Annotated in this window: 16 protein-coding genes; 4 read left to right on the top strand and 12 right to left on the bottom strand. The window is 73.5% G+C overall.

The window, feature by feature from the left end; genetic code table 11:
* Nucleotides 1–422: 422 nt before the first annotated feature.
* Genes ABZ249_RS27185 through ABZ249_RS27170 form a run of 4 tightly spaced genes read right to left on the bottom strand, consistent with a single transcriptional unit; the run spans nucleotide 423 to nucleotide 2062 of the window.
* The gene (locus tag ABZ249_RS27185) at nucleotides 423–1049 is read right to left on the bottom strand and encodes a hypothetical protein (RefSeq protein WP_355268467.1); all 627 of its coding nucleotides are present in this window, start codon (nucleotides 1047–1049) and stop codon (nucleotides 423–425) included.
* Nucleotides 1046–1501 carry an Rv3654c family TadE-like protein gene (locus tag ABZ249_RS27180; protein WP_355268464.1) on the bottom strand — a complete coding sequence of 152 codons (456 nt, stop codon included), beginning with the start codon at nucleotides 1499–1501 and terminating at the stop codon, nucleotides 1046–1048. The genes ABZ249_RS27185 and ABZ249_RS27180 overlap by 4 nt, the downstream gene beginning before the upstream one ends.
* On the bottom strand, nucleotides 1498–1860 hold the full coding sequence (locus ABZ249_RS27175; protein WP_355268461.1) for a TadE family type IV pilus minor pilin: 363 nt from the start codon (nucleotides 1858–1860) through the stop codon (nucleotides 1498–1500). Before ABZ249_RS27175 ends, ABZ249_RS27180 begins: the two co-directional genes overlap by 4 nt.
* The gene (locus ABZ249_RS27170) at nucleotides 1838–2062 is read right to left on the bottom strand and encodes a DUF4244 domain-containing protein (protein ID WP_355268458.1); all 225 of its coding nucleotides are present in this window, start codon (nucleotides 2060–2062) and stop codon (nucleotides 1838–1840) included. The genes ABZ249_RS27175 and ABZ249_RS27170 overlap by 23 nt, the downstream gene beginning before the upstream one ends.
* A gap of 235 nt (nucleotides 2063–2297) precedes the next feature.
* Between ABZ249_RS27170 and ABZ249_RS27165 the strand changes: the two genes are divergently transcribed.
* Nucleotides 2298–2813: a hypothetical protein gene (locus tag ABZ249_RS27165; RefSeq protein WP_355268455.1), complete on the top strand. Its 516-nt coding sequence runs from the start codon at nucleotides 2298–2300 to the stop codon at nucleotides 2811–2813.
* Nucleotides 2814–2818: 5 nt separating this feature from the next.
* On the opposite strand, the gene ABZ249_RS27160 is transcribed toward ABZ249_RS27165, so the two are convergent.
* Complete coding sequence (locus ABZ249_RS27160; RefSeq protein WP_355268452.1) at nucleotides 2819–5086, bottom strand: DEAD/DEAH box helicase; 2268 nt, start codon at nucleotides 5084–5086, stop codon at nucleotides 2819–2821.
* 170 nt (nucleotides 5087–5256) lie between these two features.
* On the opposite strand from ABZ249_RS27160, the gene ABZ249_RS27155 reads away from it, so the two are divergent.
* Nucleotides 5257–5604, top strand: coding sequence for an STAS domain-containing protein (locus tag ABZ249_RS27155; protein ID WP_073381848.1), 348 nt, complete (start codon nucleotides 5257–5259; stop codon nucleotides 5602–5604).
* Between the two features lie 13 nt (nucleotides 5605–5617).
* Nucleotides 5618–6160: an ATP-binding protein gene (locus ABZ249_RS27150; RefSeq protein WP_220564133.1), complete on the top strand. Its 543-nt coding sequence runs from the start codon at nucleotides 5618–5620 to the stop codon at nucleotides 6158–6160.
* Nucleotides 6161–6240: 80 nt separating this feature from the next.
* Here the strand turns inward: ABZ249_RS27150 and ABZ249_RS27145 are convergent, their stop codons facing one another.
* The 3 genes from ABZ249_RS27145 to nth all read right to left on the bottom strand — a co-directional run bounded on the left by ABZ249_RS27145 (nucleotide 6241) and on the right by nth (nucleotide 9104).
* A complete protein-coding gene (locus ABZ249_RS27145; RefSeq protein ID WP_355268449.1) occupies nucleotides 6241–7419 on the bottom strand; it encodes a MarP family serine protease in 1179 nt (392 codons plus the stop codon).
* Between the two features lie 54 nt (nucleotides 7420–7473).
* Nucleotides 7474–8127, bottom strand: coding sequence for a CoA pyrophosphatase (locus ABZ249_RS27140; protein ID WP_355268444.1), 654 nt, complete (start codon nucleotides 8125–8127; stop codon nucleotides 7474–7476).
* A gap of 233 nt (nucleotides 8128–8360) precedes the next feature.
* Nucleotides 8361–9104 (bottom strand): endonuclease III, encoded by a 744-nt coding sequence (gene nth / locus ABZ249_RS27135; protein WP_355268441.1) that lies wholly within the window; start codon nucleotides 9102–9104, stop codon nucleotides 8361–8363.
* Nucleotides 9105–9394: 290 nt separating this feature from the next.
* Between nth and ABZ249_RS27130 the strand changes: the two genes are divergently transcribed.
* Entirely contained in the window at nucleotides 9395–10069 is a 675-nt protein-coding gene (locus ABZ249_RS27130) for a Crp/Fnr family transcriptional regulator (protein ID WP_218619586.1), read from the top strand.
* Between the two features lie 253 nt (nucleotides 10070–10322).
* Here ABZ249_RS27130 and ABZ249_RS27125 read toward each other — a convergent pair whose 3' ends face one another.
* From ABZ249_RS27125 to ABZ249_RS27110, 4 genes are read right to left on the bottom strand one after another with little or no spacing between them, the layout of a single operon-like run.
* The gene (locus ABZ249_RS27125) at nucleotides 10323–11129 is read right to left on the bottom strand and encodes an MBL fold metallo-hydrolase (protein WP_355268438.1); all 807 of its coding nucleotides are present in this window, start codon (nucleotides 11127–11129) and stop codon (nucleotides 10323–10325) included.
* A 6-nt stretch (nucleotides 11130–11135) separates the two neighbouring features.
* On the bottom strand, nucleotides 11136–11939 hold the full coding sequence (locus ABZ249_RS27120) for an NUDIX hydrolase (RefSeq protein WP_355268435.1): 804 nt from the start codon (nucleotides 11937–11939) through the stop codon (nucleotides 11136–11138).
* A gap of 14 nt (nucleotides 11940–11953) precedes the next feature.
* On the bottom strand, nucleotides 11954–12415 hold the full coding sequence (locus ABZ249_RS27115) for a RidA family protein (protein ID WP_220564127.1): 462 nt from the start codon (nucleotides 12413–12415) through the stop codon (nucleotides 11954–11956).
* A 2-nt stretch (nucleotides 12416–12417) separates the two neighbouring features.
* Nucleotides 12418–12591, bottom strand: a complete 174-nt coding sequence (locus ABZ249_RS27110) for a DUF4177 domain-containing protein (RefSeq protein WP_013156298.1) — start codon at nucleotides 12589–12591, stop codon at nucleotides 12418–12420.
* Between the last annotated feature and the right edge of the window lie 105 nt (nucleotides 12592–12696).

Genomic DNA, 12696 nt, shown 5'->3' with positions numbered 1-12696 from the left:
CACGACGGCCCGAAGCACCGCCCCCCGGGCCGCCCCCACCCCGCCCGGCGACGGCCCCGCTCATCCATCCGCCCACAGCCCCGGCCAGCCGCCCCCCGGCTCAGGAACCACACCTGCCCGCCCACCCCACAACAGCCGCGACGGCACCCGCGCCCCACCCGGACGGCCACGCCCCAGGCCGATCGCGCCCTCGCGCACCCACCCGGTGACTGCCTCTGACGAGGCCGGGCCCGGGCAGCAGCCACCTGGCGGTGGCCGGGATGAGGACGGTCCGGGCGGCACCCGCGCATACCTCCATCACCGTGTCACGGCGGGCACCCCACAGGCATAAGGGCGCTACCCGCGGCGGCGCGCGGACACGAGTGACGCTCGCACTCATCCGGCGGCGGGCCGGGGCGGGGCTTTCGGCGGGGCGTGGGGGGTCACCAGTGGGTGTCGCGGTCTCCTCCCGCTCGGCGGCGGCCCAGGTAGGGCTCCGGGAAGCGGGGCCAGCCCACGGTGAGGCGCAGGGCGAGCGACGTCACCGCGAGCAGGGCCAGGAGCACGGTGGAGGTGTTGCCGACGACCCGGGCGACGGTGTCGGCCGGGGCCGGCGTGGTGGAGACGTGGTGCACCACCTGGACGGCGCCGGTCTCGGCGTCCGGGCCGCCGCTCCACTCCGCCTCGCTCGGCTCCGCGGTCGGGCTCGGGCCGCCGCTCGGAAGCACCGCCGGCACGGAGGTCGGCTCCGCCGCCGGAGCCTCCCCGCTGGAGACCGCCCGGACGGGGCCGCCGTCGCCGGAGGCCGGACGCGCCGGTGGCGGGGCCGTCGGCTCCGCGTCCGCCACCGACGCCGCGCTCTCCTCCGGTGGCCGGGGGGAGCCGGACACCGCCGACAGGGGCAGCCGGAGCGGCACGCACTCCGGGGGTTCCGTCCACGGGCGGGTACAGGGCACGGCGTGCACCGGCGGGTGGGCGCGCAGTTCCGTGGGCGGCGGGCAGGGGGACGGCGGGGCGGGGTCGGGGGCGGCGCTGAGGAGCAGGGCGCACATCAGGGCGGGCAGGGTCATGGTGCTTCCTCCGGAAGGGCTCTGTGGACCGGCCCGGCACGTGAGCCCGCGCTGACGGACAGGTCGAGAACAGAGGGGACGGCGACCACCACCTCGGCGGTGTGGCCGGTGATCTCGCAGGTGTCGAGGGAGGCCCCGTTGGCCTCGGCGGTGAGGCGGGCCCGCTCGCAGGCGGTGTCCCGCCCGTGGACGGCGACGGAGGCCGCCGCGAGGGCGGCCAGGTCCGCCGCCGTGCCGGCGCGGTCCCGGTCGAACCGGGCGGTCGCCGCCAGGACGGCGGCCAGGGCGACCGTCCACAGCAGGACCGCCATGGCCACCCAGTGGACGGCGGCCGCCCCGGTGTCGGGAGCGGGGTCGCGTCCGGTTCCGGGGCGGGACCCGGTCGTGCCCCGAACGCCCCCGGGCCGGGGCCCGGGTCCGGCCCGGACATCGCTCCGAGGGCCCGGGGTCATGGTGGGACCCCTGGTTCGAGGAGGACGGCGGCGGTGCCGCTCACCTCCACCGTGTGGAGGTGGACGCGGCCGAACCGGACCCGGGCGGTGACGGTGACCCGCGCCGTCCCGCCGTCCCGGCCCAGGCCGACCCGGGCGCCGTCCGGGGCGGCGGCGCGGGCCAGCTCCCGGGCCTGTGCCTCGCTCTCGCCACGGGCCAGGGACCGGGCGCCCACGCGTGCGGCGTCCGCGCAGGCGAGCCGGGCGTCGGCGGCGGTGACCGCACCGACGGCCAGCGCCAGGACGAGGAGGAGGGCCGGCAGGGTGAGGGCGAACTCGACGGTGACGGCCCCCCGGTCAGAAGCCGTTGTTGAGCGCATTGACGACGATCCCGGTGAAGGCGTCGTTGACGGCCTGGCTCTTGGCGATCGCGTACATGACCCCGGCGAAGGCCGCCGCCGTGAGAATGCACAGGGCGTACTCGGTCGTCGTGATGCCGCGGTCGGCGTCCGCGGCCGGGTGCCGCCGCGCGAGGGGCAGCGGACAGCGGGTGACGGCGGCAAGGCATGCCGAAGAGAACACGGAACCTCCCTGGTAGGAGGGGTGACAGGGATGTCGCCCCGGTTTCCAGGGTGGGCGGCCCGGGGAGGCGACGGAAGGGCTTTCCCCAGCCTGTGGATAACTTTCCCCGGCCCGCACCCCGCCCCTGCCGGACCGTCCCGCGCGATGATGGCGCCGTGGCCGCCGCCGGGCCCCGCGGCCGCCGCCCCCGGACGGGAAGAGCCCGCCGGGAGAACCCGACGCCCGAAGGATCCGTGTGAACACTCCCGCCGACGTCCGCGCCCGCCTGCGCCTGATCGACGCGGACCTGGCCCGCCCCTACTCCCCCGGGCGGCCCCAGCCCTCCGGCGGCGCCGACTTCCACCTGGCGCTCCTGGCCATGAGCCGAGACTTCTGGGACGACCGCTCGCCCGGGACCGTCGAGGCCGCCCAGGCCGCGATCGAGGCCGACCTGGCGGAGGTCGAGGCAGCCCTCACCGAACGCTGGGGCGCCCCCGGGCTCGTCGACCCGGCCCCCTACGCGGACGCCGCGCTCGACGGCGCGGAGCTCCCGTCCGCGCTCGGCCACCTCTACACGGCGGTCTGCGACCTACGGGTGTGGAGCCTCCCGGAGACCGGCCGCTGGGCGGCGCTGGCCCTCGTCCACGACGACGCCGAGCTGCCGCTCCTGCTGTACGCCGCCGTGGGCGACGCCCCCTTCCCGGCGCCCCCGGCCCCGCCCGGGCGCGCTCCCCGCCTCGACGCGCGCCCCCGACCGCTCCCGGGTCTCTGAACGTCTCAGCCTGCGGCGCCCAGCACCTCGTCCAGCATGCGCAGGGCGCCGGACTTGCTCAGCGGTTCGTTGCCGTTGCCGCACTTGGGCGACTGGATGCAGGACGGGCACCCCGCCTCGCACGCGCAGTCGGCGATGGCCGCCCGGGTCGCGGTGAGCCACTCCCGGGCCGCCGCGTAGCCGCGTTCGGCGAACCCGGCGCCGCCCTCGTGGCCGTCGTAGACGAACACCTCCACCCGGCCGGTGGCCGTGGACACCCCGCCGATGTCCCAGCGGTCGCAGGTGGCCAGCAGCGGCAGCATGCCGATCGCCGCGTGCTCGGCGGCGTGCGCGGCGCCGAGCAGGCCGACCTCCTCCTTGCGCAGGCGCTCCTCGGCCTCGGGGGGCAGCGTCCACCACACGGCGCGGGTGCGCAGGGTTCGTTCGGGCAGGTCCAGCGACTGCTCGCCCAGGACCGCGCCGGTGCGCACGTCCCGCTTGAGGTAGCCGACCACCTGCCGGACCACCTCCACCTCGCCGAAGCGCAGCACCACCCCGCTGTCCCACCGCTCCTCACGGATGACCGACCGGACCGTGATGTCCGTGGTGTCGCGCGCCCACGTGCTGTACGGGGGCTCGGCCGGCCGCACGAGGGCGACCCCCTCGTCGAGGTCCAGCTCCCCGACCAGGTAGGTGTCGCCCTGGTGGAGGTACACCGCCCCGGGGTGGACGGTGCCGTGGGCGGCCGCCTCGTCGATCTCTCCGAGCAGTCCGCCCGTCGAGGTGTCGACGATCTGCACGGGCGACCCCCCGGAACCCCGGATATCGGCCAGGTCACTTGCCCTTTCGTTGCTCGTCCAGAACCACCCCCTCGGCCGCTTCCTGAGGAATTTCCGGTGAACGAGTTCGTCGAGCCGCTCCCGGGTGGTGGGTCCGAAGAGGGAGAAGTCGTCCTCCGTGATCGGGAACTCCTGGGCGGCCGCGCAGAGGTGCGGGCCGAGGATGTGCGGGTTTTCCGGATCCAGTACGGCGGTCTCTACGGACTGACCGAAAATCGCCTCCGGGTGGTGCACCAGGTAGGTGTCCAGGGGGTCGTCCCGGGCCACGAACACGGCCAGTGCCGCGTCGTCCCCGCGCCCGGCCCTCCCCGCCTGCTGCCACAGGGAGGCCCGGGTGCCGGGCCACCCGGCGATGATCACGGCGTCGAGGCCGGTGATGTCCACCCCCAGCTCCAGGGCGTTGGTACTGGCCAGCCCGAGGATCTCCCCGGTCCGCAGCGCCTCCTCCAGCCGCCTGCGCTCGGCGGGCAGGAAGCCGCCGCGGTAGGCGGCCACCCGGCGGGCCAGATCGGGCTCCAGCAGGCGCTGGGCGGTGAGCGCCACCAGCTCGGCGCCCTGCCGGGAGCGCACGAACACGAGCGTGCGCACACCCTCCCTGACCAGCTCGGCGAGCAGTTCGGCGGCGTGGGAGGGCGCGGTCCGGCGCACCGGGGCGCCGTGCTCGCCGGTCAGGTCGGTGAACTCCGGCTCCACCAGCGCCACCGACATCCCCGGCCGCGGCGACCCGTCCTCGGTGACGGCGGTGACCGGGATCCCGGTGAGCCGGCCGGCGCTCTCCCCGGGGCTCCCGGAGGTGGCCGAGGCGAGCACGAACACCGGCTCGGACCGGTGCCGGGCGCACACCCGCCGGAGCCGGCGCAGGATCTGGGCGACGTGCGAGCCGAACACCCCGCGGTACAGGTGCGCCTCGTCCACGATCACGTAGCGCAACCGCCTCAGGAAGCGCCGCCATGCCTCGTGCCGGGGCAGCATGCCGTGGTGGAGCATGTCCGGATTGGTGAGCACGTAATTGCCGTGCTCGCGCACCCAGGTGCGCTCCTCGGGCGGGGTGTCGCCGTCGTAGACGGCCGCCCGCAGGCCGGGCAGCCGCAGGTCCTCGATGGCGCGGAGCTGGTCCCGGGACAGCGCTTTGGTCGGTGAGAGATAGAGAACGGTTCCGCCCGCGTCAACCGCCTCCACCGCGGGCATAAGGAAGCCAAGTGACTTTCCCGAGGCGGTACCCGTGGCTATGATCACATCACGGCCCGAGCGGGCGAGGTCGGCGGCGGCCACCTGGTGGGACCACGGCTCCGTGATCCCCCGGTCGGCCAGGCGTTCGACCAGGAGGGCCGGGGTCCATTCCGGCCACCGCCCGCTCACCCCGTCGTGCCGCGCCACGTGCTCGACGTGGGTCACCTGCGGGTACCGGGTATCGTCACGCCACACACCGGGAAGCACGGACTCCGGTCGCGTCATCCGGGACCCCTCCTCACTGGGCGGACATTGGTTTCAGTGTGTCATCCGGGGGAACGGTCGCGCGGTGTCACCGTTTTTCCGTGCATCACGGGAGGACCGGCACGCCACCCGTGGTTGAATGCGTGCTGGTGGGGTAACGCCCGGCAGAGATCATCGGCGCTGGAGGACTAGTGGACTTGAAGCTTGATCATTACACCGAGGGCGACACCGAGATCGTCGTCGTTGAGGGTGAGATCGACGTCTATACCGCACCCCGGCTCCGTGAGCTGCTGATCGATCTGGTCAACAAGGGCAACTTCCACCTCGTGGTCAACATGGAGAAGGTGGAGTTCCTGGACTCGACGGGTCTGGGCGTGCTCGTGGGCGGCCTCAAGCGCGTGCGCGCGCACGACGGCACCCTGGACCTGGTGTGCACCCAGGAGCGCATCCTCAAGATCTTCCGGATCACCGGCCTGACCAAGGTGTTCGGTATCCACAACACGGTTCAGGAAGCCATCGACAAGCGTTCGGCGAAGTAGTACAGAGCGAGCGATGGCGACCATCACGCTCACGATCAGTGCGCTTCCGGCCCACGTGCGCACGGCCCGGCTCATGGCCGCGACCGTGGCCCGGCGGGCGGGCATCCCCGCCTCCACCATCGACGAGATCCGGTTGGCGGTCGGTGAGGCGTGCTCCCGGGCGGTGGCGGCGCACAAGCTGCACTGCCCGACGCAGCCGATCCTGCTCCAGCTGATCGACGACGGCGGGCCTGATCCGGCGTCGGACCCCCGTGCCGACACCGCGAGCCGTATCCTGCGCGCCAACGGGAGCGCGACCCGACGCTTCGAGGTGGTCGTCTCCGACCGGGCCCCGGCCACGGAGGTCCCGGAACCGGCCGACCACACCGAGCCCCTTCTCGACGGACTCTTCCTCGACGGGGAGGACACCCCTCCCGGCGGGATCTCGGGGTTCTCCCCGGGGCTGGGTCTGGCTGTCATCACCGGTCTGGCCGACGAGGTGAAGATCGACCCCGGTGAGCACGGCACCATCGTGCGCATGAGCTGGCCGATCACCCCGGACCCGAGGTCCAACTAGGGTTCCGGGCACGATTGCGACGAGGGCGCCCCCCGGCAGGGGGGCGCCCTCGTTCGTTCGGGGCACGCCCCCGGGGCGGGTCAGTCGCAGGTCTGGGACGACACCTCGGCGGTGGCGGTCAGACCCCTCTCCGCGTTGGCGGCGACCTCGTCGTAGGTGAGGACGTACCCCGTCTCGGGCTCGTTGGTGGCGGCGGCGAACACCACCCCGTAGACCGTGCCGTCGGGGGCCAGCAGCGGGCCTCCGGAGTTGCCCGGACGCACCACGGCGCGCACCTGGTAGATCTCCCGGCTCACCTGCTGGGAGTGGTAGAAGTCGGGACCCTGCGCGGTCTGGCGGGCCCGCACCCGGGCCGGGACCGCCGTGAACCCGCTGTTGCGCGGGAACCCGGCGACGACGGCGTCACCGCCCTGGGGCGCGTCGGCGGTGAACTCCAGCGGCGTCAGGTCCAGCTCGGGCACGTGCAGCACGGCCAGGTCCTGCTGGGCGTCGAAGAGCACCAGGGTGGCCTCCAGCTGGTACCCCTCGCGGGTGACCACCCGCAGGTCGTCGGTGACGCCGGCGACCACGTGGGCGTTGGTCATGACCCGGCCGTCGGAGTACACGAACCCGGTGCCCTCGACCCGCCGCTGGCAGGACGGGGCGGTGCCCAGCACCTTGACGACGCTGCGGCTGGCCTCGATGAGCTCGGGCGTGGTGAGCACGTCGGGGTCGGGCGGGTCGACCTCGGCCAGCTCCCCCGTTCCCAGTCCGCTGAAGACCTGGGGGAAGGCGCTCTGGTCGACCACCCTGCGGAACGTCGAGAAGCCGCTGTGCGCCGACTCCGGCATGAGCGTGTCGACGGACTGGAGGATGCGGGAGCCGCGCACCTGGTCGGCGACGAACGGCAGCGCCGAGTTGGCGACCGTGCTGCCGATGAACCACGCCACCAGCAGCACCGACAGGCCGCTGACGACGGCTCCGCCCATGGCGTCGACGACCCGCGCCGAGTCCCAGGTCACCTTGTTGCGCACCATCGTGCCCAGGTAGGAGAGCAGGAACTGGCCCAGGGCGGCGGACAGGAACACCACGGCGATGGCCACCAGGGCCTGCCGGCCGGGGTCCTCCACCCACCGCTGGATGTACTCCGGGCAGGTCAGCGCCGCGAGCACGCCGCCGCCGATGAATCCCGCGAAGCTGAAGACACCGACGATGAAACCCTGTCGGTACCCGGTCACCGCGAAAAGCAGCAACAGGACGATCAGGATCACGTCGAGCACATTGCCCTCCAAAGGTGTGCGCTACCCACGGGAGCGAGGTGAGCGGGTCGGGCCTCAGCCGACGGGGCGCAGTCCGTGCGGCGTCGCCTCGAACACATCGGTGAGACCCTCCCTGCGCCAGGGAAGTTCCCAGCCGCCCAGAACGAGCAGGCGGTCGACGATGGCACCGGTGAACCCCCACACGAGCATGCCGTCCACCCGGAAGCCGGGTCCCCAGCGGGTGCCGTCCCCGTAGCGCACCATGACGCGGTTGCCGGGCTCGGCCAGGTCGGCGACGGGGACCCGGGAGACGGCGGCGACCTCGCCCAGGTCGGTGGGGCGCACCTCGCAGGGCTCGCGCCACCAGCCAAGGACGGGGGCGACCCGGAAGTCGCTGTAGCTGAGGTAGAGCTCGGGGAGGCGGCCGACGACGTCCACGCCGTCGGGCACCAGGCCGGTCTCCTCGGCGGCCTCGCGCAGGGCCGCGGCCTCGGGTGAGGGGTCGGTGGGCTCGATCCGGCCGCCGGGGAAGGCGGGCTGGCCGGCGTGCCTGCGCAGTCCGGCGTTGCGCTGGATGAGCAGCACGTCGGGGCCCTGGGGGCCCTCACCGAAGAGGATGAGGACCGCGGACTCGCGGCCGCCGTCGCGCGGCGGCCGCATCTGCGGGGGCACGGTCATACCGGACGCGGCGTCGGCGAGTGAGGCGAGCCAGGACGGCATCGGGTTCATGGTCGGCACCTGCCTTCGGAGAGGGGGCGGGTCGGCGGGGCGCCGCGGGCCGTCGGCACCGCTCCGGCCCGTCCCTCCCCTGGGTCGTCACGTGATGGGACCCCGACAGGAGGACTCTGGCGGTGTCAACGCTCACACCATCAGACTACAAAGCACGGCACCCCCTCCTGACAGGCGAACGAGGCCCCGGACGGGGCCCGCCCCGCGGGCGCCCCGGGCCGCGGGCCCTCCGGTCAGGCGAAGGAGCGCATGCGCAGCAGCTTGGCCGCGGCCTCCGGGTCGGTGGGGCCCTCTCCGAAGGAGGGGCACCACCGGGCCACCACGCACGCCCCGCAGGCGGGCCTGCGGGCGTGGCAGACGCGGCGGCCGTGCCAGACGACGCGGTGGGAGAGCATCGTCCAGTCCTTGGGCGGGAACAGCTCCCCGACGGCGTGCTCGACCTTGACCGGGTCCTCCTCGTCGGTCCACCCGAATCTCCGGACGAGGCGCCCGAAGTGGGTGTCCACCGTGATTCCGGGCACACCGAAGGCGTTACCGAGCAGTACGTTTGCGGTTTTCCGCCCTACACCGGGTAGTTTGACCAGGTCGGCGAGGTTCCCCGGGACCTCGCCTCCGTGGTGTTCGCACAAGGACTGCCCCAGGCCCATGAGGCTGTTCGCCTTGGCGCGGAAGAAGCCGAGAGGTCGGATGATCCCCTCAAGCTCGTCCCGGTCCGCGGAGGCGTAGGCCTCGGCGTCGGGATAGCGCGCGAACAGGGTCGGGGTGACCTGGTTGACCCGCTTGTCCGTGCACTGCGCGGACAGGATCGTGGCGACCAGCAGCTCCAACGGGGTCGTGAAGTTCAGCTCCGCGTGGGCGTCCGGATAGAGCTCGGAGAGCTCCCGGTACATCCTGCGGGCTCGGCGGACCAGTGCGAGGCGGCTCTCACCCGTGGGGGTGGGCGCGGGGTCGCTCGCGTTCGGTGTGTCACGGGGCATCGTCACAGGGTAGGGGGCCGTGGGGAGGATCCGCTCGGAAACGCCGATCGGGCACCCGCCTTCCGGGGCGGGGGTCGGACGTCGGGATTATGTAACCAATGTCCCGCTGGCACGGCGCGGACATCCCTGCTACAAGCCGATCACGACTAAGATCGCAGGGGCTGACGCCGGCCAATCGTGGGCGCGTGGTCTCCCGGCGGACAAGCCGCGGTAACGACCCGGTTTCACACCCGGGTGCGATATACGTCACACTGTTGGCGGTCAGGTTTTAGGAGGACGTGGTGGACGACATCAACGAGGTGCTGCGCAAGGCCCCCTTGTTCGAGACCCTGGACGAGGAGGACACCGCCGCGCTGCGCTCCTCGGTCAACGAGGTGCGTCTCGGGCGGGGCCAGACCCTGTTCAACGAGGGCGACGAGGGCGACCGCCTGTACGTCATCCTCAACGGGAAGGTGAAGCTGACCCGCACGGCCGTGGACGGCCGCGAGAACCTGCTCGGGGTGCTCGGCCCCGGCGAGATGTTCGGTGAGCTGTCGCTGTTCGACCCGCGCCCGCGCACCGCGAGCGCCGTCGCGGTGACCGACTCCGTCCTGGCCGGCCTGGGCCACGACGACCTGCGCCCGTTCCTCTCCAGCCGCCCGCAGGTCTCGCTCCAGCTGCTCAAGTCGCTGGCCGAGCGCCTGCGCCGGACCAACGACGTGATGGCCGACCTGGTCTTCACCGACGTCCCCGGCCGGGTCGCCAAGGCCCTGCTCGAGCTCGCCGAGAAGTTCGGCAAGGAGGGCGACGACGGCCTGCACGTCCACCACGACCTCACCCAGGAGGAGCTGGCCCAGCTGGTCGGCGCCTCCCGCGAGACGGTCAACAAGGCCCTCGCCGAGTTCGCCCTGCGCGGCTGGCTGCGGATCGAGGCCAAGGCCGTGGTCCTGCTGGACGTCGAGCGCATGCGCCGCCGCGCCCGCTAGGAGCGGCCGCACCGGCTGTGCCCGGCCCCGCGCTGCGGGGGCCACGGCGGGCTCCGGCCCGCGTCGAATCCCCTCCCGGGAATCGCGCGGACCGGAGCCCGTCGCCGTTTCCGGGTCCGGTGCGAGGGGGCGGTACGGGAAGCCCGGCCGAGGGGACCGGTGGGGAGCACGGCAGCGGGTCACACCGAAGGCGCGGCACGGCAGGGTGCGAAGCGCCCGGGAAGGCGCGCGGCCGGGGCCGCGCGGAGCCCGGTCAGACCTCGACGCCGTCGGGGAGGCCGCCGTTGAGGGACAGGTAGCGCAGCTGGGCGCGGACCGACGACATCGCCGCGAAGCGGATCTGCTCGGTGATGTCCGGGTAGACCCGGTCGACGATCTCCTCCACCCGCCAGGCGCCCGAGTTCACGGCGTCCAGCACCTGGGCGAGCCGGGACTCGCGGTGGTCGATGTAGGAGTCCAGCACCGCTGCCGGGGTGGTGAGGATCGGCCCGTGGCCGGGCAGCAGGGTGCGCACCTGGTTCTCGCGGACCAGGTCGCGCAGCCGGTACAGCGACTCCATGTAGGGGCCCAGTCCGTCGTCGCCGTCGATGACGGTGGTGCCGTGCCCCAGGACGGTGTCGCCGGTGAGGATCGCCCCGTCCGCCTCCAGGTACAGGCAGACGGAGTCGTCGGTGTGCCCGGGGGTGGCCAGCACCCGCAGGCGCAGCCCGTCGGCCTCCAGCAGCTCTCCGTCGGCCAGCCCGCGGCCGCCCACCCGCATCTCGGGGTCGACCGCGTGCACGGGGGCGCCGGTCAGCTCGGAGAAGTAGCGCGCGCCCTCCGAATGGTCGGGGTGCCGGTGGGTGAGGACCGCCATGAGCACCTGGGCTCCCTGTTCCTGCACCGTGCGCGCGACCCGCTCCAGGTGCCGCTCGTCGTGCGGGCCCGGGTCGACCACCACGACCCCGCGGGAGCCGGGTTCGCGCAGGATCCAGGTGTTGGTCCCCTCCAGGGTCATCGGACCGGGGTTGGGGCACAGGACACAGCCGGCGCGCAACGTGCCGGAACCGTCGATCCTCATCGCACCTCACTCACTGGGAAGGGGGTAGTCGATCCCGTCGGGGACGAAGACACGGAGCCGGCCGTCGACCACGCGCACTTCGGGCTCAATGGGGACGATATCCCGTTTCGCGCGCTTCACCCCGTCCAGGGTGCCGCACTCGGCCACCTGTCCGCAGGTGACCAGGGTCGGCGGGAGCATCGGCATCCGCCCCTGCTCCCACTCCCCCGCCACCAGCGCCGGATCGATCCACCGGGTCAGGTCGGCCTCGCCGCCGACGTCCCGGGAGACCTGTCCGCGCGGCAGCTCCGCGGCGAAGAACCACGTGTCGAAGCGGCGCTTCTCCGCCGCCGGGGTGATCCACCGCGACCAGGCGTGCAGCCACTCCGAGCGCAACACCAGGCCGCGGCGGGACAGCACCTCGGTGAAGGAGCGGGAGCGGTCGATCAGCCCCAGCCGGTCCCGCTCCCACTCCGGCGACGTCGTGTCCAGGACGAGGTCGTCGCTCCCGGGCTCCCCGGCCAGGAGCACCCCGGTCTCCTCGAAGGTCTCGCGGACCGCGGCGCAGACCAGGGCCCTGGCACGCGGGACGTCGACGCCGAGCACGTCCGCCCACTCCTGCGGCGACGGTCCGGTCCAGGGCAGGTCTCCGGCCTCGTCGCGCACGTCCACCCCGCCTCCGGGGAAGACGTAGGCGCCGGGCGCGAACCCCATGGAGCGGACCCTGCGCATGAGCAGGACCTCCATGCCCGCGCCCGCCGGGCGCAGCAGCACCACCGTGGCCGCCGGACGGGGCACCACGGCCCCGCTCCGGCCCGAACCGCTCGACATCGGCTCCCCCTCGCTCAGACGACCTCGACGATCATGTCAACCTCGACCGGCGAGTCCAGCGGCAGGGCCGCGACACCGACCGCCGCCCGGGCGTGCACGCCCGCGTCGCCGAACACCGCGGCCAGCAGGTCGCTGGCCCCGTTGATCACCCCGGGGTGCCCGGTGAAGTCCGGGGCACTGGCCACGAACCCGCCCACCTTGACGATGCGCACGACATCGGACAGCTCCCCGATCTCGGCGCGCACGGCCGCGATCGCGTTGAGCGCGCACACCGCCGCCAGCTCCTTGGCGGTCTCCGGGGAGACCTCGGCGCCGACCTTGCCGGTGGCGGGCAGCCGGCCCTCCACGAACGGCAGCTGGCCCGACACGTACACGTGGGAGCCGCTGCGGACCGCCGGGACGTAGGAGGCGACCGGGGCCGCCACCTCCGGCAGGGTCAGGCCGAGCTCGGCGATCCGGGCTTCGGGGGTGGCCATGGCTAGAGTTCCCGCTTCATGTAGGCGACGTACTGCTGGTTGCGCGGGTCGGTGCCCTCGGGCAGCGGCGCGGGGACGACGGAGACCAGCTCCCAGCCGTCGGCGCCCCAGTTGTCGAGGATCTGCTTGGTGGCGTGCGACAGCAGCGCCACCGTCTGGTACTCCCACTTGCTCAAGGTGACTACCCCCTGTGCGGTGCGCCCGGCGGGTCCGGGCACGTCGACGCCGCCACATTACTCACCCGGGCGGCCCACCGCGTGCGGCGAGGACGCCCGCATAGA

Origin of the sequence: Nocardiopsis sp. NPDC006139 (assembly GCF_040614155.1) — a bacterium.
Classification (GTDB): domain Bacteria; phylum Actinomycetota; class Actinomycetes; order Streptosporangiales; family Streptosporangiaceae; genus Nocardiopsis; species Nocardiopsis changdeensis.
Note: the sequence above shows the minus strand (reverse complement) of the source record. Positions and strands in the feature narration are given on the sequence as shown.